Below are 19,442 nucleotides of genomic sequence, written 5' to 3' on the forward strand. Positions count from 1 at the left end.
AGATGTGTATAAGAGACAGGCACCCAGTTGCTCGGCCAGCGTTGATTTCTTGGCCATCGCCGCGGCGACTTCGCGGTAGAAGCCTTGTGCGCCATGCTCGATGGCGGCTTGGATGAGGACATCGCGATCGACGAAGTATCGATAGATGGTGCCTCGCGAGACCTTCGCCATGCGCGCCACGTCCTGCACACTCGTGCGCTGGATGCCCAGCTGAGCAAAGCATTCGTTTGCCGCGTCGAGGATCTGGTCACGGCGGTCGACCTCGGCGCCGACCGCCGATTCGCTGGTGACCGGATCAGTCAACATCTCACTCCTACGTGGCCGAGGGCAGTGGTTTCAGCAGTTCATGCTACGCGAGGTGCGCCGTTGCGCTCGGGAGCCCGCACCGGCCTGCTAGTACGGCCGTGTCCCTGTGTGTGCCCGTCCAGCCGCATGAGTGCAAGCCCACTAGGCAGCGGCGGCGGCGGTCTGCAATTATTGGATGATTGAACGGTTGGTGTTCTATTGTTACATCGCAGCAAGGAGTGGTCTTGTCTCGTCTGGAGGACAGATACGCGCTGGTTACCGGCGGGGCTCAGGGGTTGGGAGGGGCCATCGCCGAGGAGTTGGCCAGCCTGGGCGCTCACGTTTCGATCGTCGATCTGAACGGGGAGAAGGGCCTCGAGCGCGTCGAGCGCATACGTGGCAATTCCGGGCGGGCCGCCTTCATCAGGGCCAACGTCGCCCACCGCGATGCCATTGAAGCCGCCGTCCAGGAGGCGGCGGAAACCGGGGGCGGCCGCATCGACGTCTTGGTCAACGCGGCGCAGTTCTTCGCGATGCCAAAGGCTCTGGAATTGGTCACCGATAAGGATTGGGAGCTGTCCGAGGCCACGGGGCCCAAGGCGACATTCCGGTTCATGCAACTCTGCTTTCCGTTCCTCCGCGAGTCGGGGCGGGCGTCGGTGATCAACTTCGTGTCGGGCTCCGCCCTCGCCGGCATCGCCTACACCGCTCCCTACTCGGCGGCGAAGGGCGCGGTGGCGGCGCTGACCAAGGTGGCCGCCAACGAGTGGGCTCGCCATCGCATCCGGGTCAACGCGGTCTGCCCGTTCGCCCTCACGGAGGCCCAGGAGAAGTTGATCGGCACCGAGTGGGACAACTACACGCGGACCGCCGCGGCCTCGCCCATGAAGCGCGGCGCCAGCCCCGTGGAGATCGCGCCCGCCGTGGCCTTCCTGGCGGGGGACGGCGCGGCATTCGTGACCGGCACGGTGCTCCACGTCGATGGGGGCATGACCGAACTGTCGACGGTAGATTATTCGCAATCGCCGGGAGTGTTTGGCTAGCAGTCGAATCGATCACAACGCATGACTCCCTTGCCAGACGCTCATCGGCCGGTTCCGGCGCTGACCGCACTGAGTCGGCCCTTCTGGACCGCCGGCGCCGACGGGGTGCTGCGCATGCAACGTTGCACCAACTGCGGGCGGCTGTGTCACCCGCCCGCGCTGCGATGCCCCGTTGACCGCGCGGCCATCGAGTATGTCGACCTCAGCGGCCGCGGGTTCCTCGAATCCTGGACGGTGAATCGGCACCAATGGTTTCCGGGTTTCACGCCGCCCTACCTGATCGCATTCGTCACTCCGGTCGAGGACAGGCGGGCCCGCCTGTTGACCAACCTGGTGAACGTTCATCCCGACGAGGTCACCCCGGACATGCCCGTGCGGGTCGTGTTCGACCGATGCGTAGACGGCGAAGACGAGGTGTTCATTCCATTGTTCGAGCCGGAGCGCTGGTGAAGAGCGCGGTAACCGACCGGGCGATCATCAGCGGCATCGGTCAGTCGGCAATCGGCCGCCGGTTGGGGCGTGATCCGCTGGAGCTGACCGCCGAGGCGTGTCTGGCAGCGGTTGCCGACGCGGGTCTGTCGCTGGCCGACATCGACGGGCTCACAACCTATCCCGGGTCGTCGCAACCGGGCCTCGGGTTCTCCGGGGCGTCGCTGCGGGACATCCACGACGCGCTGGGAATCCAGCCGAACTGGGTCGCCGGGGGAGTGGAATCCCCGGGGCAGCTGGGCGCGGTGGTGGATGCGATGCTCGCCGTGGCCGGCGGGCTTGCCAACCACGTCTTGTGTTGGCGCAGCATCTGGGAAGGCACCGCTCAGGGCGCCGGCCGGCGCAAGGGCTACGGGTCGGGCGGCGGGCGTCCCGCCGGAATGCTGGGCTGGCAGATGCCATTTGGTGTGACGGCGGCCAACCTGGCCGCGCTCCAGATCCGCGCGCGGATGTTGCGATACGGCCTGACGCGGGAGCAGCTCGCATCGATAGCGATCACGCAGCGAGCCCACGCCGCGCGCAACCCCACGGCGATCTATCGCGAGCCGCTCGACCTGGACGCGTATTTGAGCGCGCGCATGGTGTCCGACCCATTGTGCATGTTCGACTGCGACATCGCCTGTGACGGGGCGACCGCGTTCGTCGTCTCCCGCGCCGAGCACGTCGCCGCGCTGGATCACCCGGCCGTGGCCGTCGAGGCCCTCGACTGCGCCCACCACGACCGGTTCACCTGGGAGGGCGGGGAAGACATCACCCGCATCAGTTCGCGCTGGTCCACGATCTGGGAGCGCACCGATTTCACGATCGCCGATGTCGACGTGGCGTCCTTGTACGACGGGTTCAGCGTCTTCGTCCTCTGCTGGCTGGAGGACTTCGGCTTCTGCCCGGTCGGCGAATCCGGCGCGTGGGTCGCCGATCCGGGGCGCATCTCGCTGGGCGGGCACTTACCCATCAACACCGCCGGGGGGCAGCTATCCGGAGGACGTCTGCACGGCTTCGGGCATCTCCATGAGGCGTGCCTGCAGATCCGTGGCGAGGCCGCCGCGCGACAGGTCGACGGTGCGTCGCTCGCCGCGGTTGGGGTGGGGGCGGCCAACAGCGGCACCACCGCAATGCTGCTGCGGCGGGCGTGAGCATGCCGTCGTGCACAATGATCACGCGACTCCGAGGAGGATACCCGTGGCCGAAGATTCGAAGGTGGGCTTCATCGGGCTGGGCAATCTGGGCGCGCCGATGGCCAAGCGGTTGGTCGACTGGCCCGGTGGCCTGATCGTCTTCGACGTCCGGCCCGATGCCACAACGTCGTTCGCCGACGCCGGTGTGCAGGTGGCCGACGACGTGGCCGAGGTGGCCGTCGCCGACATCATCAGTGTGATGGTGCTCAACGACGAGCAGGTGCGCGACGTGGTGGCGCGGCTCGCCCCGCGGGCCAAGCGCGGGACCGTCATCGCGATCCACTCGACGATCGACCACCGGACCGCGGTCGAACTGGCCGCAGAGCTGGAGCCCAACGGCATTCACGTCATCGATGCACCGGTCAGCGGTGGCGTGGAAGCGGTCAAGACGGGTGATCTGGCTGTCATGGTGGGTGCCGAACGCCAGGTCTACGAGAGCGTCAAGCCGGCGTTCAAGCAGTGGGCGTCTATGGTGGTTCACGCCGGAGAACCCGGCGCGGGGACCCGGATGAAGCTGGCGCGCAACATGTTGACTTTCACGTCCTTTGCGGCCGCCTGTGAAGCAATGAAGCTCGCCGAGCGGGCGGGTCTCGATGTGCAAGCCTTCAGCCGGGTCGTGCGCCACACCGATGCGCACAGCGGCGGCACCGGAGCGATGATGTTCCGCGACGACATGAGCAAGCCGCTCGCCCCGGACCACTTCCTCTACCAACCCTTCCTGCACACCAGGGAACTGGGAGAAAAGGATCTCGGCCTGGCGCTGGGCCTTGGCGGGGAAGTGGGAGTGGACCTGCCGCTGGCGCAGATCGCTCTGCAGAATCTTGCCGAGGGGCTGGGCGTTCCCCACGCCGCGACCGAATCTGGTTGATCGGGAAGCATCGCGGACATCCGCGTGCCCGACCGATGTGCCAACTGAAATAGGCTCTGAGCTGCGACAACTCTGGTGCCCCCGGCAGGATTCGAACCTGCGACACCGGCTTTAGGAGAGCCGTGCTCTATCCCCTGAGCTACGAGGGCGGACCGCCTGAGCTTACCGGGAGACCGTTGGTGCGACGGGTCAGCGCAGTTCCGCGATGACCTTCGCGAAGTTCTTGATGTGGTTGTCCTGCACGGTGACGGACGTGACCCCGTACTTCTCGCGGTAGAAGTTCAACCTGTCGGCCATCTCACGCGGCGTCCCGCTGAGCACCGAGGTCTGCTCGAGCAACTCCTCGTCGGACAGTCCCGGGGCGTATTGCCGGGTCATCCTCAGGTCGGGCATGGTCTCACCCTCGGCCGGCAGAGCGGTGATCGCGAGGTTCAACTCCAGCGAGTCGAACCGGTCGCCCGCGGCGTTGCGGACGAACTCGACGCGCTCGGTCAGCGGGTCGTCGGCCTCCTTCACCCGTGAACCGGTCAGCCCGATGATGTCGGCGTGACGGGCGGCGATGGTCAGCACCCGGTCGCCGTTGCCGGCGATGAGGATCGGCGTCTTCGGGTGATGTTCCTTCAGGTATTTCGTCATGTGCTTGAGGTAGTCGACCCGGGCGCCGGCGCTGGGGTAGGGGAGCTCGGCGGCATCGAACTCTTCCTTCACGTATCCGGTGCCGAGCCCGATCTCGAGGCGGCCGTCACTGAGCTTGTCCAGGTCGCCGAGGTCGCGGCTGAGCAGGGCCGGCTTGTAGAAGGCGGCGTTGAGGACATACATGCTCAGCTTGAGCTTGTCGGTGACCATGGCGGCCGCGGTCAGCGCGGCGATCGGGGAGGCCGCGCCCAAATGGTCCGGCACACAGAGAATGTCGAATCCGACGTCTTCGGCACGCTTCACCTTCTCGACGAATGCCTCGCGCGACTTGATGAAGCGCATGCTCATTCCGAAGCGAATATCCTTGGCCACCAACAACTCCGTTCAACCAATGGGGACAATTACCAACTACGCGCCGCTTCGGCCAATCCGTGCACCAGGGCACTGGTGACCGGCGACAGGCCGTCGGACCCGGGCAGCGGGCTGCGCGGGCTGATCCCGCGCACCCGCGGGGAGAGCTCCAGCTGTGTCCCGCCGCCGCGCACACGGTTCACCGGGTTGCCCGGATGCAGGCCCCGCAACTCCGGCGGGATGTCTTCGAGATCGGTGACCACCTGATAGCCGGTCAACTGGATGTGGCGGGCCAGGTGCGCGGCCAGTGCGCGGTTGCGGCCACCGGCCAGCAGTTGCGTGCTGCGGCCGATGCGGCCGTAGCCGTGCAGCGACACCGCGACGTCGACATGGTCGAGGAATTCGGCGAGCCGGGGCGACTCGGCCGGGTCGAACAACGCCGACGCCAGGTGGTGCGGGTAACGATCGGGGTGGCGCAGTACGTACACCGACGCGCCGGCGGCGTCGGCGGCGCGCTCGGCGATCACGTCGGTCATCTCTTCCAGCCCGCCGCCGTGAATGGCGAGAAAGCCGAACCGCGACCGCAATTGGCTGGACTCGGTCACTCCGGGTTCGGCCAGCAACGCCGAAAGCGATTGCGGCGCAGGCCCGGACGACGACACCCGGCGCGGCCAGCGGGAGGGATCCCAGCGCCGCAGGAAGTCGATCCAGCGTTGCGGCAACCCGTGCTGAACCGCGCCGTCGATGATCTTCGGCAGGTAACCCGGCCGCGGCGGACCCGGCGTCACCCGGTGGTCGATGTAGACCCAGGCCGGGGCTGGCCCGTCGTCGGTGTGCACGGTCAGCCGGTCGCGGCGGTAGCGCACCGGCACGCCCTCGGCGCTGTCCAGCGTCGCCAGGTCGCCGTCGGAGATCTGCCAGACCACGCCGTGCACCTGGTTGCCGGCGCACGGCTCGACCGTGGCCACACCCCGCTGGTTGATCAGCCAATCGTGATCGGACAGCACCGCCGGTCGCGGATCGGCGGCGTCGGGACACCGCAGCGCCATCTGCCTGACGCACAGGTTCGACCCGTATGCGAAGTAGGCGTGCCGGCGGGCCGGCATTCAGCCGGTCACCGTCAGCCAGATGAGCACCATGTTAAGCAGACTAATCATTACGCCGACGCCCCAACCGATAACCGTCGTGACGGGGTGATTCGTGTCCTCACCCATCAGCTCGCGGTCGCTGGTCAGCTTCACCAAGGGCAGCACCGCGAACGGTATGCCGAACGACAGCACGACCTGGGACAGCACCAGCGCGCGGGTGGGGTCGAACCCGAACGCCAAGATCACCAGGGCGGGGCACACCGTGACCAAGCGGCGGACGAGCATCGGAATCTTGCGGTGCAGCAACCCCTGCATGATCATGGCGCCGGCGTAGGCGCCCACCGAGGACGATGCCAGCCCCGACGCCAGCAGTCCGACCGCGAACAGCACCGCGATCGTCGCGCCCAGCGTGTTGTGGATCGCCGAGTAGGCGCCCTCGATGGAGGCGCTGACGTCGCGGTGCTGCAGGTTGATCGCGGCGACCAGCAGCATCGCGGCGTTCACCGTTCCCGCGACGGCCATGGCGAGCACCACGTCCAGTCGGGTGACCCGCAGCAGCAGGCGTCGATGCGAGCCCTCGGCGGGATGCCCGTGCCGGTCCAGGACCAGCCCGGAATGCATGTACACCGCGTGCGGCATGACGGTGGCGCCCAGGATGGCGGCGGCGAGCAGCACGCTTTCGGTGCCCTGGAATCGCGGCACCAGCCCGCCGAGCACGGCGTCGGGCGGCGGCGTCTTCACGAAGAAGCTGGCCGCGAACCCGACGGCGATGACGAGCAGCAGCCCGGTGATGACGCGCTCGAAGATGATTTGCCCGCGCCGGTCCTGGATGGCCAGCAGCAGCAGGGATACCAGCCCGGTGATGATCCCGCCGAGCAGCAGCGGCAAATCGAACAGGATGCGCAAAGCGATTGCGCCGCCGACGATTTCGGCCATATCGGTGGCGATCGCCACGAGTTCGGCCTGAACCCAGTACACCAGCCGCACCGGACGCCCCATCCGCTTGCCGATGGCCGCGGGCAGCGAGCGCCCGGTCACCAGACCGAGTTTGGCGGACAGGTACTGCACCAGCCCGGCCAGCGCGTTGGCCACCACGATGACCCACAGCAGCAGGTACCCGAACTGCGCGCCCGAACTGACGTTGGCCGCGACGTTGCCCGGGTCGACGTAGGCGATCGCGGCGACGAAGGCGGGCCCGAGCAGATACCAACTGCTTTTGAGCGAGTCCTGGCTGCTCCGCGTCAACGTGTCGCCCCTCGATTCCTTCGGCCGAATAGAAAAGTGAGGTTAGCCGAACACTACGGGTTCACCGGAGGGCTACCCGTCATTCGGCCGAATAAGCCTCGGCCGTGGGTGCGCCAGTCAACCGGGCAGGTAGAGCCCCTTGCCGGTGATCAGGGGGAGGTCCAGCGTGGTCACGATTCCCGGCGGGGCGGCCACCACGGCGGGGATCGCGTTGACTACCCGCATCGCGGTAGCGACCAGCCCGGCGTGGTTGTGGTCGCCCTTGCGGCTGCTCAGGCAGACGTCCATGGCGTACGACGGTTCGCCGGTGATCTCGATCCGGTAGGAGCCGCCGTGCTGGGCGGGCTGCGGCCAATCCGGGCACAGGTCCTCGCGCAGCCGGGTGACGTGCTCGAGAACCACGACGGGGTCGCCGTCGACCATGCCGAACACCTCGAACCGCAGCGCGGCGGCGCTGCCCTTGGGGATGTGCCCCGACGCGATGTCGAAGTCCTCGGGCGCCGGCACGCGCACGTACTCCTGCGCGACCGAGTCGAGGGATAGACCCAGGCCCGCCGCCAGTTGCCGCACCACCGATCCCCACGCCAGGCTGAGCACGCCGGGCTGCAGCAGCATGGGTATCTCGTCGAGCGGCTTCCCGAAGCCCATCACGTCGAACATGACGGCCGCGCTGTCGTAGGTGGCGTAGTCGACGATCTCCATGCAGCGGATCTGCTGGATGTTCTGACAGGTGCCGGCGAGAGCCATCGGCAGCAGGTCGTTGGCGAAGCCGGGATCGATCCCGTTGACGTATACGCTCGAATTCCCTTCGCGCGCGGCGTCTTCGATGGGCTTGATGAGCTCCTCGGGGATCACCTCCCACGGGTACTGCAGAAAGACCGGACCGCTGCCGACGATGTTGATCCCGGCGGCCAGGACGCGCCGGTAATCCTCCAGCGCCTCGGGCAACCGGTTGTCGGCCAGCGCGTTGTAGACGGCGCACTGCGGGCCGGTGGCCAGCACGGCGTCCAGGTCGGCGCTGGCCAGCACGCCGGTCGAATCGTCAAGTCCGGCAAGCTCAGCCGCGTCCTTGCCGGCCTTGGCCTCCGATGACACCCAGACGCCTCTGAGCTCGAACTCGGGGTTGGTGATGAGCGCCCGCAGCGCGTGGACGCCGACATTGCCGGTGCCCAACTGGACGACGGGGATGGGCATGACGGGCTCCTTCGGGGTGGTTGGTTCACGACCGCGAGCAGACGCAAAATCGCATGAACTGGGGGGCGCGCAGGCGAGTTTGCGTCTGCTCGCGCGTCAAGGGGTCACAGGTCCGGGACGGGGATGTCGAGGTTGGGGTAGGTGAGGCCGCCGTCGACCTCGAGCGTCTTGCCGGTCAGGAAGCTGCCCGCCGGTGACGCCAAATAGACTGCGGCGGCGGCGATGTCGACGGGATCGCCGAGGCGGCGCAGCGGGGTCGCCTTTTCCATCGGTGCGCGCAGTTCGTCGTTGGACGCGACCACATCCAGCGCGGAGGTCAGGATCGACCCTGGCGCGATCGCGTTGACGCGGATGCGCGGGCACAGGTCCAGCGCGGCCGACCGGGTGTAGTGCGCCAGCGCTGCCTTGGCGGTGGCGTAGGCGGCGAAACCCCGTCCGGCCAGCCGGCCCATGGTCGAGGTGATGTTGATGATGCTGCCGCCGCCGGAGTGCTCCAGCATCAGGGGCACCGCCGCGATGGTGAGCGCGTGGGCGGTGGCGACGTTGAAGGTGAACGCGTCCTTGAGGTCTTTGGTCGAGGTGGTCAGCAGCGTGTTGGGCATGGTGCCGCCGACGTTGTTGACGACGATGTCTAGTTTTCCGAAGGCCTCGACGGCCTGGCCGGCCAGCTCGGCGGTCGCCTCCGGGTGGGCCAGGTCGGCGGCGACGATGTGCGCTCGGCGGCCGGCGGCGCGGACCTCATCGGCGACGGCTTCTAGTTGCGATTCCGTGCGCGAGGCGATCAGCACATCGGCGCCCGCCTCGGCGAAAGCCACCGCCATGGCCGCCCCGAGGCCGCGGCCGGCACCGGTGATGACGGCGACTTTGTCGTCGAGACGAAATCTGTCAAGGATCATTGCGGCCTCTCTTCGCCCAAGTTGTCAGCCGACACGGTAGCAAGCCCGGCCGTCTCGGATGCGGCATTTCTGGAACAGGTTCTACTTTTGCACATCGGCGGGGCGATGTAACGCCCCCTGCCCATCGGCCGCCGGACGGTCCGGCCGCCTTTCGCGTCCACTGCGAGATCATTCGCGCGGCGTTAGCCTTAGTGCTGAAAAGTTTGCCGGCGCGCGGCGGCTAGCGAATGGTGGCGATCATGGTTGAATTCTCCCGTCGGGAATCATATTGCGGCTGAAGCGATTTCGAGCGACGCTGGGCGTCGCGACCGTTGTTGCCCTGGCGTTGTCGGGCTGCGGAAGTAACGAGAACGGGGCCGGAGACCGCGGCGGGCCGGGCACGTCGACCAGCAAGGTGAGCTGTGGCGGGGCGAAGTCGCTGAAGGCGAGCGGTTCGACCGCCCAGGCCAACGCGATGACCCGCTTCATCAGGGCCTTCGAGCAGGCCTGCCCCGGCCAGACGCTGAACTACACGCCGAACGGGTCGGGCGCGGGTATCGGCGAATTCACGGGAAATCAAACGGATTTCGCGGGATCCGACTCGCCGCTCGCGTCCATCGAATACTTCGCGGCCCGGCAGCGCTGTGGTTCGCCGGCCTGGAATTTGCCGGTGGTGTTCGGCCCGATCGCGATCGCCTTCCACGTTGCCGGCGTCGCGTCGCTGAACCTGGACGGCCCCACGGCCGCGCGAATGTTCAAAGGCGCGGTCACCGCGTGGAACGATCCGGCCATTGCGGCGTTGAACCCGGGCGTCGCGTTTCCCGCCGAGCCGATCCGGGTGATCTTCCGCAACGACCAGTCCGGCACCACCGACAATTTCCAGAAGTACCTGGACTCGGCCGCCAACGGCGTCTGGGACAAGGGCACCGGAAAGACGTTCAACGGCGGCGTCGGTGAAGGGGTCAGAGGCAACGACGGCGCGTCCGCGGCGGTCAAGGCCACCGAGGGCTCGATCACCTATGTCGAGTGGTCGTTCGCCCAGGCGCAAAAGCTCGACATGGCCAAGGTCGTCACCTCGGCCGGGCCGGACGCCGTGGCCATCAGCGCCGACTCGGTCGGCAAGACGATCGCCGGCGCCGACTTCACCGAGGAGGGAAACGACCTGGTCGTCGACACCTTCTCCTTCTACAAGCCGACCCAGCCCGGCTCCTACCCCATCGTGCTCGCGACGTATGAGATCGTCTGCTCGAAATATCCCGACCCGCAGGTCGCCACGGCCGTAAAGGCGTTCCTGCAGAGCACCGTCGGTGCCGGTCAGGACGGCTTGACGAACAACGGTTACGTTCCCGTCCCGCAGTCGTTCAAGTCCCGGCTGTCGGTGGCGATCGACGCCATTTCGTGAGCACCCTCGCGCGGGCGTGCGGGGCTCCCTCAAGCCGCCTTGGCCAGCGACAATCAGCCGACAGCAATTTGCCCAACGTTAACCTTCTTGCTGTTAGCTTCCTTGCTGCGAGAGACGCCGGTCGACGCTCGATTGCCATCAGGACGTCGGCACACCTGTTTCCTCCCTACCGTTAGGAAGTGACTTGATACTCAACCGATTCGGTGCCGCGCTGAGCGTCGTGACCGCCGGCGCGCTGGTGTTGTCGGGGTGCGGAAGTGACAAGAACGCCACGGGCGAGAGCGGTGCGACGAGTGGCTCGTCTGGCAAGGTCAGCTGCGGCGGGAAGAAGACGCTGAAGGCCAGCGGGTCGACCGCGCAGGCCAACGCCATGACGCGGTTCGTCAACGCCTTCGAACAGGCCTGCTCCGGCCAGACGCTGAACTACACGGCCAACGGCTCGGGTGCCGGAATCAGCGAATTCAACGGCAACCAAACCGATTTCGGTGGTTCCGATTCGCCGCTCGCCGCGAAGGAATACGCCGCGGCGCAGCAGCGCTGCGGCTCGCCGGCGTGGAACCTGCCGGTGGTGTTCGGCCCGATCGCCATCACCTACAACGTCAAGGGGCTGAGCTCGCTGAGTCTCGACGGTCCCACGGCGGCGAAGATCTTCAACGGCGCGATCACGACCTGGAACGATCCGGCCATCGCGGCGCTGAACCCCGGCGTCACGCTGCCCGCCGAACCGATTCACGTGGTGTTCCGCAACGACGAGTCCGGCACCACGGACAACTTCCAGAAGTACCTGGACGCGGCCTCCGACGGCGCGTGGGGTAAGGGCGCCGGCAAGACGTTCAAGGGCGGCGTCGGCGAGGGCGCCAAGGGCAACGACGGCACGTCGGCGGCGATCAAGGCCACCGAGGGGTCGATCACCTACAACGAGTGGTCGTTCGCCCAGGCGCAGAAATTGAGCATGGCCAAGGTCGTCACGTCGGCCGGCCCGGACGCCGTCGCGATCAGCTCCGACTCGGTCGGCAAGACCATCTCCGGGGCCAAGATCAGCGGCCAGGGCAACGACCTGGTGCTCGACACGCTGTCCTTCTACAAGCCGACCCAAGCCGGGTCCTACCCGATCGTGCTGGCGACGTACGAGATCGTCTGCTCGAAGTATCCCGATTCACAGGTCGGCACCGCCGTGAAGGCGTTCCTGCAAAGTACGATCGGTGCGGGGCAGAGTGGCCTGGCCGACAACGGGTACATTCCCATTCCCGACTCGTTCAAGTCGAGACTGTCGGCCGCTATTAACGCCATCACGTGATTTGAGGTGGTAGTGACCCGAGGAGCGGTAGCCAGCCCGTCGACCCCGAAAAAACCCGGGCTCAAGGCGCTGGGCGCGCCCTCCGCTCGGCGGGGGGACCGGCTCTTCAAGCTGACGGCCGCCGCCGCCGGGTCGACGATCGTGGTCGCGATCCTGCTGATCGCGGTGTTTCTGCTGATTCGTGCCGTTCCGTCGTTGCGGGTCAACCACGCGAACTTCTTCACCAGCGCACAGTTCAGCACCTCCGACGCGGCGAAGCTCGCCTTCGGCATCCGCGATCTGTTGATGGTCACGGTGCTGAGCTCGCTGACCGCCCTGGTGCTCGCGGTGCCGGTGGCGGTCGGGATCGCGGTGTTCCTCACCCAGTACGCGCCCAAGCGGCTGGCCCGCCCGTTCGGCGCCGTCGTCGACCTGCTGGCCGCGGTGCCCTCGATCATCTTCGGGTTGTGGGGCATCTTCGTGCTGGCGCCCAAGATCGAGCCCGTCGCGGCGTTCCTCAACCGCAACCTGGGCTGGTTGTTCCTGTTCAGGCAGGGCAACGTGTCGCTGGCCGGCGGCGGAACCATCTTCACCGCGGGCATCGTCCTTTCGGCGATGATCCTGCCGATCATCACCTCGGTGTCCCGCGAGGTGTTCCGTCAGACCCCGCACATCCAGATGGAAGCGGCGCAGGCGCTGGGCGCCACCAAGTGGGAGGTGGTGCGGATGACCGTGCTGCCGTTCGGCCGCAGCGGTGTCATCGCCGCGTCGATGTTGGGGCTGGGCCGCGCGCTCGGCGAGACGGTGGCGGTGCTGATCATCTTGCGCTCGGCCGCGCGCCCGGGAAACTGGTCGCTGTTCGACGGCGGCTACACCTTCGCCTCCAAGATCGCCTCCGCCGCAGCCGAATTCAGCGAACCGCTGCCCACCGGCGCCTACATCGCCGCGGGATTCGCGCTGTTCGTCTTGACCTTCGTCGTCAACGCGCTGGCGCGGGCCATCGCCGGCGGGAAGGTCAACGGATGACGGCCAGCGTGTTCGACCGGCCGGTCAAGACCCAGGCGTTCCGGCCGGTGAGCTTCCGGCGCCGGATCACCAACAGCGCGGCCACCGTCTTCTTCGTCGCCTCCTTCCTCATCGCGCTGGTCCCGCTGGTCTGGGTGCTGTCGGTCGTGGTGGCCCGCGGCTGGTATGCGGTCACCCGGACCGGCTGGTGGACGCATTCGCTGCACGGCGTGCTACCGGAGCAGTTCGCCGGCGGCATCTATCACGCGCTGTACGGAACCGTGGTGCAGGCCGGGGTGGCCGCCCTGCTGTCCGTGCCGCTCGGGCTGATGACGGCCGTCTTCCTGGTGGAATACGGTTCCGGGCGGCTGGTGCGGCTGACGACCTTCATGGTCGACGTGCTCGCCGGGGTGCCCTCCATCGTGGCGGCGCTGTTCATCTTCAGCCTCTGGATCGCCACCCTGGGATTCCAGCAGAGCTCGTTCGCGGTGTCGCTGGCGCTGGTGCTGCTGATGCTGCCCGTGGTGGTGCGGTCCGCCGAGGAGATGCTGCGGCTGGTGCCCGACGATCTGCGGGAAGCCAGCTACGCGCTGGGCGTGCCCAAATGGAAGACCATCATGCGGATCGTGTTCCCGATCGCCATGCCCGGCATCGTCTCCGGGGTCTTGTTGTCGGTCGCCCGGGTCGTCGGCGAGACCGCCCCGGTGCTGGTGCTGGTCGGATACAGCCGGTCGATCAACGTCGACATCTTCCACGGCAACATGGCCTCCCTGCCGCTGCTGATCTACACCGAGCTCACCAACCCCGAACACGCCGGTTTCCTGCGCATCTGGGGTGCGGCGCTGAGCCTGATCATCATCGTCGCGGTGATCAACCTGATCGCTGCGGCGACCCGGTTCCTGGCGACCCGACGCCGCTGAGCGCGCGGGGTCAGGACTTCGAAGCGGCCTTTTTGGCCGGTGCCTTCTTCGCCGCGGTCTTCTTGGCGGCGGTCTTCTTCGCGGCCGTTTTCTTGGCCGGCGCCTTCTTGGCCGGAGCTTTTGCGCCACCGGAGCGCGCCTTGACGCTGGCCTCCAGCTTGGCCAGCAGGTCCGAGACGTCCTCGGTCTCGTCCAGCTCCTTGGGTTGCTCCTCGGTGGTAAACGCCTCTCCGCCTTCGAGTTTGGCGTCGACCAGCTCCTGCAGCTGCTCCTGGTAGGTGTCGTGGTAGCGGTCGGGGTTGAAGTCTTCGGCCATCGACTCCACGACCTGACCGGCCATCTTGAGTTCGGCCGGCTTGATCTCGACCTTCTTGTCCAGCACCGGGAAATCCGGGTCGCGGATCTCGTCGGGCCACAGCAAGGTGTGCACCACCATCACGTCGCGCTTCCCGAAGTCCTTGACGCGCAACGCCGCCAGCCGCGTCTTGTTGCGCAGCGTGAAGTGGACGATCGCCATCCGATCCGTCTCGGCGAGCGTCTTGGCCAGCAGCACATAGGATTTCGATGACTTGGAATCGGGCTCCAGGAAGTAGCTGCGGTCGAACAGCATCGGATCGACTTCGCTGGCCGGCACGAACTCCAGCACCTCGATCTCGCGGCTGCGCTCCTCGGGCAGGGTGGCGATGTCGTCGTCGGTGATGATGACCATCTGGCCGTCGTCGGATTCGTAGGCGCGGGCGATGTCGCGGTATTCGACGACCTCGCCGTCCAACTCGCACACGCGCTGATACCGGATGCGGCCGTTGTCCTTGGCGTGCACCTGATGGAACTTGATGTCGTGGTCCTGGGTGGCGCTGTACACCTTCACCGGGACGTTGACCAGTCCGAACGCGATCGAGCCCTTCCAGATGGAGCGCATGTAAGTCAGTATGCCCATACAGTTCGCCGGCTAACAGGACGCGGGGCCGTTGCGCCGCAGCTCGTGACCGCATCGAAGCCTGCCGGCGGGCTAGGGCCCGTTTGCCTGGGCGCGCAGCGCGGCGCTATCGGGGAGGTCCGCCCCGGCGCGGCCGACGGTCAGCGCCGACGACAGGCCGGCCGCCTCGAGCGCGGCCGTCAGGGCGTCGACGGGAATGTTGCGCAGGGCGGCTCGCCGGTCGGCGCCCAACACTCCCATTCCCCACAGCGCGTCGATCAGGCCGACCGTGAAGGCGTCGCCGGCGCCGACGGTGTCAACCACCCGCACCGGCCGGGCCGCCGCCCGCGCCTCGCCGGCCGCGCAGAACGCCAACGACCCGCGGGCGCCCATCGTCACGACGACGATCGCCGGCCCCGAGGCCAGCCAGCTTCTCGCGGTGCGTTCCGGTTGGTGATCGGGGTCGACCCACCTCAGGTCCTCGTCGCTGGCCTTGACGATGTCGCTGCGCTCCACCAGGTGCGCGATGCGCGCGCGGGCGAGCGTCGGGTCGGCGATCAGCGACGGGCGCACGTTGGGATCGAAGCTCACGGTGGCCGACACGTGGTAGGCGTCGAGCAGCGCCGCGACGGCGAGGCAGCCGGGCTCGCGCACGGCGGCGATGGACCCGGTGTGCACCAACAGCGGCGGCGCGGCCTCGGGCGTACCGGCGAGCCGCCAATCCAGGTCGAATGTGTAGGTAGCCGTGCCATCCTCACCGATCGTCGCGCGCGCGGTCGGCGTCCGGCGCGCCGACGTGCTTCCCGGAACCAGCTGGACGCCAGCGGATGTGAGGTGTTCGGCGATGCGCCGCCCGGCTTCGTCGTCGGCGATGTGGGTCAAGAAGTCGATTTCGTGGCCGAGGCGGGCGAGCCCGACCGCGACGTTGAGCGGGCTGCCGCCGACATGCTCGGCGATTCCACGCTCGGCGTCACCGAGGTTTTCGACCCTGTCGATCAGCGCCTCGCCGATCACCAGCCCGCGGGCCATAACCTCACCCCTCGCCAGACGACGTACGTTGACACTATGAGTGCGACGGCGGCGCCCCTGGTGCGGCTGACCAACGCCGAGAAGGTGCTGTACCCCGCCACCGGTACCACGAAGCGCGACGTCTTCGACTATTACACCCGGATCGCCGAGGTGATGATCCCGCACGTCGCGGGGCGCCCGGCCACCCGCAAGCGCTGGCCCAACGGCGTCGAGCAGGATTCGTTTTTCGAAAAACAACTGGCCTCGTCGGCGCCGGACTGGCTGCCGCGCGCCAGCGTGACGCACCGGTCCGGCACCACGACGTATCCGATCATCGACACCCCGGAGGGGTTGGCCTGGATCGCGCAACAGGCCGCCCTGGAAGTGCACGTGCCCCAGTGGCGATTCGTCGCCGAGTGGACGCGGAGCAAGGCCGAGGAGCTCAAGCCCGGCCCGGCCACCCGCCTGGTGTTCGACCTGGACCCCGGCGAAGGCGTGACCATGGCGCAGCTTTGCGAGGTGGCCCACGCCGTCCGCGATCTGATGGACGGGATCGGGTTGACGCTGTTCCCGCTCACCAGCGGCAGCAAGGGCCTGCACCTGTACGCGCCGCTGGCGGAGCCGGTGAGCAGCAAGGGCGCCACGGTGTTGGCGAAACGGGTTGCCCAGCAACTGGAGCAGTCGATGCCCAAGCTGGTCACGTCGACCATGACCCGCAGCCTGCGGGCGGGAAAGGTGTTCCTCGACTGGAGCCAGAACAACGGATCCAAGACGACCATCGCACCGTATTCGTTGCGCGGACGCGAACATCCGACGGTCGCGGCGCCCCGCACGTGGGCGGAGATCGGCGATCCGGAGCTGCGCCAGCTGCGCTACGACGAGGTGCTGGAGCGGGTGGCGCGCGACGGCGATCTGCTGGCGGCCCTCGACCAGGACGTCGCCGTCCCGGACCGGCTGAGCAAGTACCGCAGCATGCGGGACGCGTCGAAAACTCCGGAGCCGGTTCCGCGGGCCAAACCCACTACCGGACAAGGCAATTCGTTCGTCATCCAGGAGCACCACGCCCGCCGGCTGCATTATGACTTTCGGCTGGAACGTGACGGCGTGCTGGTGTCGTGGGCGGTGCCGAAGAACCTGCCCGAAACCACCTCGGTGAACCACCTGGCGGTGCACACCGAGGATCATCCGCTGGAATACGCCACCTTCGAGGGCAACATCCCCAAAGGGGAGTACGGCGCCGGGAAGGTGATCATTTGGGACGCCGGCACCTACGAGGCGGAGAAGTTCCTGGAGGACGAGGTCATCGTCAACCTGCACGGCAGCAAGGTCTCCGGCCGCTACGCGCTGATTCAAACGAACGGCAACCAGTGGCTGGCGCACCGGATGAAGGAGCAGAAGGCCTTCGACTTCGACGGGATCGCGCCCATGCTCGCCACCCACGGCTCGATCGCGGCGCGCAAGGCGGGCCAATGGGCCTTCGAAGGCAAATGGGACGGTTACCGGCTGTTGGTCGAGATCGACCACGGCGACCTGCGGGTACGGTCCCGGCGGGGCCGCGAGGTGACCAACGAGTATCCCCAATTGCGGTCGCTGGCAGCCGATCTCGCCGACCACCACGTGGTCCTCGACGGCGAGGCCGTCGTCTTGGACGCGCACGGGGTGCCGAGCTTTCACGCGATGCAGAACCGGGGGCGGGGGAGCCGGGTGGAATTCTGGGCGTTCGACCTGCTTTACCTGGACGGCCGGTCGTTGCTGCGGGCGCGCTACCAGGACCGCCGAAAGCTGTTGGAAACGCTGGCCAGTGGCGGGGGCCTCATCGTCCCCGAGTTGTTGCCGGGCGACGGCAAGCAGGCCCTGGAGCATTCCCGCCAGCACGGTTGGGAGGGCGTGGTCGCCAAGAAGCGCGACTCCACCTATCAGCCCGGCCGCCGCTCGGCGTCGTGGATCAAGGACAAGCATTGGAACACCCAGGAAGTCGTGATCGGCGGGTGGAAGGCCGGGGAGGGCGGGCGCAGCAGTGGCATCGGCTCACTGCTGATGGGCATCCCGACCGACGGGGGCCTGCACTTCGCCGGGCGGGTTGGGACCGGCTTCACCGAACGCGACCTGGCCAACCTGAAGAAGACCCTCGCGCCGCTGCACACCGACCGATCCCCGTTCGACCCGCCCCTTCCCCGCAGCGAGGCCCGCGGCGTGACGTACGTCGAGCCCGTGCTGGTGGGCGAGGTGCGCTATAGCGAGTGGACCCCGGATGACCGGTTGCGCCAATCGAGTTGGCGCGGGCTGCGGCCGGACAAGGATCCGAGTGAGGTGGTGCGCGAATGAAATGGGTGACCTACGCCGACGCCGGCGTTGAACGCACCGGTGTGCTCTCCGGTGACGCCATCCACGCCATGCCCGCGGGCGTGACGCTGCTCGAGCTGATCGGGCGCGGCGACGACGGCCTGCGCGCGGCGGGCGAGGAGGCGCTGCGCGTCGCGGCGCCGGTGCCCGTGAATGAGGTGCGGCTGCTGGCGCCGATCCCGCGCCCGCCGTCCATCCGCGACTCGTTGTGCTTTCTGGATCACATGCGCAACTGCCAGGCGGCGCTGGGCGCCGGGCGGACGCTCGCCGACACCTGGTATCGCATTCCGGCGTTCTACTTCGCTTGCCCCGCAACCGTTTTGGGCCCCTACGACGACGCGCCGACCGCGCCCGGAAGCGCGTGGCAGGACTTCGAATTGGAGATCGCCGCGGTCATCGGCACCGGCGGGCGGGACCTTTCGGTCGACGAGGCCGAACGGGCCATCATCGGCTACACCATCTTCAACGACTGGTCGGCGCGGGACCTGCAGCAAATGGAGAGCCAACTGGGGATCGGCCAGGGCAAGGGCAAGGACAGCGGCGTCACGCTGGGCCCGTACCTGGTGACGCCGGACGAGCTCGAGCCGTATCGACGAAACGGCAAGTTGGATCTGCAGGTCACCGCCCTGGTCAACGGCGCCGTGATCGGATCGGGTTCGACCGCCCAAATGGATTGGAGCTTCGGCGAAGTCATCTCCTACGCCTCGCGCGGCGTGACGCTCGCCCCCGGTGACGTCATCGGGTCGGGCACCGTGCCGACTTGCACGCTGGTCGAGCACCTGAACCCGTCGGCGCTGGACGCGTTCCCCGGCTGGCTGCACGACGGTGACGTCGTCACCCTGCAAGTCCAGGGACTCGGCGAGACCCGGCAGACCGTGCGCGCCAGCGGCGCGCCGCACCCGTTGGCGGCCCGGCCCAACCCGGACGCCGCGCCCGCCGCGCCCCGGGTGAACCGCGCGCCGGCGAAGGTGCCCTACACCCGCGGCCTGCACCTGGTCGCCGACCGGGTGTGGGCCTGGACGCTGCCGGACGGCGGCTACGGCTGGAGCAACGCCGGGCTGGTCGCCGGCGATGGGGCGTCGCTGCTCGTCGACACCCTGTTCGACCTGGCGCTGACCCGCGAAATGCTCACCGCCATGCGAGATCTCACCTCGACGGCACCCATCACCGACGCGCTGATCACGCACTCCAACGGGGACCACACCCATGGCAATCAACTGCTCGACGCGTCGGTGCGGATCATCGCTGCGCGGGGCACGGCCGAGGAGATCGCGCACGGCATGGCGCCCGAGATGCTGGCGATGGCCTGTCTCTTATACACAT

General features: G+C 67.6%; 18 protein-coding genes and 1 tRNA gene. 10 read left to right on the forward strand and 9 right to left on the reverse strand.

All coding sequences use genetic code 11. The features are described 5' to 3' along the window. The coding region (locus tag WU80_RS19220) for a TetR/AcrR family transcriptional regulator (protein WP_156371803.1) at positions 1-306 on the reverse strand (306 nt) is incomplete at its 3' end. A 224-nt stretch (positions 307-530) separates the two neighbouring features. On the opposite strand from WU80_RS19220, the gene WU80_RS19225 reads away from it, so the two are divergent. From WU80_RS19225 to WU80_RS19240, 4 genes are read left to right on the forward strand one after another with little or no spacing between them, the layout of a single operon-like run. Next, a complete protein-coding gene (locus WU80_RS19225; RefSeq protein ID WP_082459950.1) occupies positions 531-1,328 on the forward strand; it encodes an SDR family NAD(P)-dependent oxidoreductase in 798 nt (265 codons plus the stop codon). Positions 1,329-1,349: 21 nt separating this feature from the next. Beyond that, positions 1,350-1,778: a Zn-ribbon domain-containing OB-fold protein gene (locus WU80_RS19230; protein WP_055404750.1), complete on the forward strand. Its 429-nt coding sequence runs from the start codon at positions 1,350-1,352 to the stop codon at positions 1,776-1,778. After that, complete coding sequence (locus WU80_RS19235) at positions 1,775-2,950, forward strand: thiolase family protein (RefSeq protein ID WP_055404751.1); 1,176 nt, start codon at positions 1,775-1,777, stop codon at positions 2,948-2,950. Before WU80_RS19230 ends, WU80_RS19235 begins: the two co-directional genes overlap by 4 nt. Positions 2,951-2,996: 46 nt before the next feature. After that, entirely contained in the window at positions 2,997-3,860 is an 864-nt protein-coding gene (locus WU80_RS19240; protein WP_055404752.1) for an NAD(P)-dependent oxidoreductase, read from the forward strand. A 73-nt stretch (positions 3,861-3,933) separates the two neighbouring features. Here the strand turns inward: WU80_RS19240 and WU80_RS19245 are convergent. The 6 genes from WU80_RS19245 to WU80_RS19270 form a co-directional block, all read right to left on the reverse strand. Beyond that, positions 3,934-4,009 (reverse strand) — tRNA-Arg (locus WU80_RS19245). Positions 4,010-4,049: 40 nt separating this feature from the next. Beyond that, positions 4,050-4,874, reverse strand: coding sequence for an LLM class F420-dependent oxidoreductase (locus WU80_RS19250; protein ID WP_082459949.1), 825 nt, complete (start codon positions 4,872-4,874; stop codon positions 4,050-4,052). Positions 4,875-4,897: 23 nt separating this feature from the next. Continuing rightward, entirely contained in the window at positions 4,898-5,953 is a 1,056-nt protein-coding gene (locus WU80_RS19255; protein ID WP_055404753.1) for a poly-gamma-glutamate hydrolase family protein, read from the reverse strand. Continuing rightward, the gene (locus WU80_RS19260) at positions 5,954-7,210 is read right to left on the reverse strand and encodes an Nramp family divalent metal transporter (RefSeq protein WP_369808550.1); all 1,257 of its coding nucleotides are present in this window, start codon (positions 7,208-7,210) and stop codon (positions 5,954-5,956) included. Between the two features lie 87 nt (positions 7,211-7,297). Further along, the gene (locus tag WU80_RS19265; protein ID WP_055404755.1) at positions 7,298-8,374 is read right to left on the reverse strand and encodes a diacylglycerol kinase; all 1,077 of its coding nucleotides are present in this window, start codon (positions 8,372-8,374) and stop codon (positions 7,298-7,300) included. A 104-nt stretch (positions 8,375-8,478) separates the two neighbouring features. Then, positions 8,479-9,270, reverse strand: a complete 792-nt coding sequence (locus WU80_RS19270) for an SDR family oxidoreductase (RefSeq protein WP_055404756.1) — start codon at positions 9,268-9,270, stop codon at positions 8,479-8,481. Positions 9,271-9,538: 268 nt separating this feature from the next. Between WU80_RS19270 and pstS (WU80_RS19275) the strand changes: the two genes are divergently transcribed. From pstS (WU80_RS19275) to pstA, 4 genes are all read left to right on the forward strand, one after another. Continuing rightward, on the forward strand, positions 9,539-10,651 hold the full coding sequence (pstS, locus tag WU80_RS19275; RefSeq protein ID WP_055404757.1) for a phosphate ABC transporter substrate-binding protein PstS: 1,113 nt from the start codon (positions 9,539-9,541) through the stop codon (positions 10,649-10,651). Between the two features lie 184 nt (positions 10,652-10,835). Then, positions 10,836-11,948, forward strand: a complete 1,113-nt coding sequence (gene pstS / locus WU80_RS19280; RefSeq protein WP_055404758.1) for a phosphate ABC transporter substrate-binding protein PstS — start codon at positions 10,836-10,838, stop codon at positions 11,946-11,948. A gap of 6 nt (positions 11,949-11,954) precedes the next feature. Beyond that, the gene (gene pstC, locus WU80_RS19285) at positions 11,955-12,953 is read left to right on the forward strand and encodes a phosphate ABC transporter permease subunit PstC (protein WP_055404759.1); all 999 of its coding nucleotides are present in this window, start codon (positions 11,955-11,957) and stop codon (positions 12,951-12,953) included. Further along, positions 12,950-13,852 carry a phosphate ABC transporter permease PstA gene (gene pstA, locus WU80_RS19290; RefSeq protein ID WP_055404760.1) on the forward strand — a complete coding sequence of 301 codons (903 nt, stop codon included), beginning with the start codon at positions 12,950-12,952 and terminating at the stop codon, positions 13,850-13,852. Before pstC ends, pstA begins: the two co-directional genes overlap by 4 nt. 10 nt (positions 13,853-13,862) lie before the next feature. Here pstA and WU80_RS19295 read toward each other — a convergent pair whose 3' ends face one another. Next, positions 13,863-14,771, reverse strand: coding sequence for a Ku protein (locus WU80_RS19295; RefSeq protein ID WP_055404766.1), 909 nt, complete (start codon positions 14,769-14,771; stop codon positions 13,863-13,865). A gap of 90 nt (positions 14,772-14,861) precedes the next feature. Next, a complete protein-coding gene (locus WU80_RS19300; RefSeq protein ID WP_055404761.1) occupies positions 14,862-15,797 on the reverse strand; it encodes a carbohydrate kinase in 936 nt (311 codons plus the stop codon). A gap of 36 nt (positions 15,798-15,833) precedes the next feature. On the opposite strand from WU80_RS19300, the gene WU80_RS19305 reads away from it, so the two are divergent. Both WU80_RS19305 and WU80_RS19310 read left to right on the forward strand, forming a co-directional pair. Further along, positions 15,834-18,101: an ATP-dependent DNA ligase gene (locus WU80_RS19305; protein WP_055404762.1), complete on the forward strand. Its 2,268-nt coding sequence runs from the start codon at positions 15,834-15,836 to the stop codon at positions 18,099-18,101. Further along, positions 18,098-19,442 (forward strand): fumarylacetoacetate hydrolase family protein (locus WU80_RS19310; protein ID WP_055405812.1); only part of this gene is annotated, 1,345 nt, incomplete at its 3' end. The genes WU80_RS19305 and WU80_RS19310, both read left to right, overlap by 4 nt.

The organism is Mycobacterium sp. UM_11, assembly GCF_001414075.1.
Classification (GTDB): domain Bacteria; phylum Actinomycetota; class Actinomycetes; order Mycobacteriales; family Mycobacteriaceae; genus Mycobacterium.

Coding starts and splice junctions, on each gene's coding strand:
- WU80_RS19230 (WP_055404750.1), top strand. CDS start 1,350: ATGACTCCCTTGCCAGACGCTCATCGGCCGGTTCCGGCGCTGACCGCA.
- WU80_RS19255 (WP_055404753.1), bottom strand. CDS start 5,953: ATGCCGGCCCGCCGGCACGCCTACTTCGCATACGGGTCGAACCTGTGC.
- WU80_RS19265 (WP_055404755.1), bottom strand. CDS start 8,374: ATGCCCATCCCCGTCGTCCAGTTGGGCACCGGCAATGTCGGCGTCCAC.
- WU80_RS19270 (WP_055404756.1), bottom strand. CDS start 9,270: ATGATCCTTGACAGATTTCGTCTCGACGACAAAGTCGCCGTCATCACC.
- pstA (WP_055404760.1), top strand. CDS start 12,950: ATGACGGCCAGCGTGTTCGACCGGCCGGTCAAGACCCAGGCGTTCCGG.
- WU80_RS19295 (WP_055404766.1), bottom strand. CDS start 14,771: ATGCGCTCCATCTGGAAGGGCTCGATCGCGTTCGGACTGGTCAACGTC.
- WU80_RS19300 (WP_055404761.1), bottom strand. CDS start 15,797: ATGGCCCGCGGGCTGGTGATCGGCGAGGCGCTGATCGACAGGGTCGAA.
- WU80_RS19305 (WP_055404762.1), top strand. CDS start 15,834: ATGAGTGCGACGGCGGCGCCCCTGGTGCGGCTGACCAACGCCGAGAAG.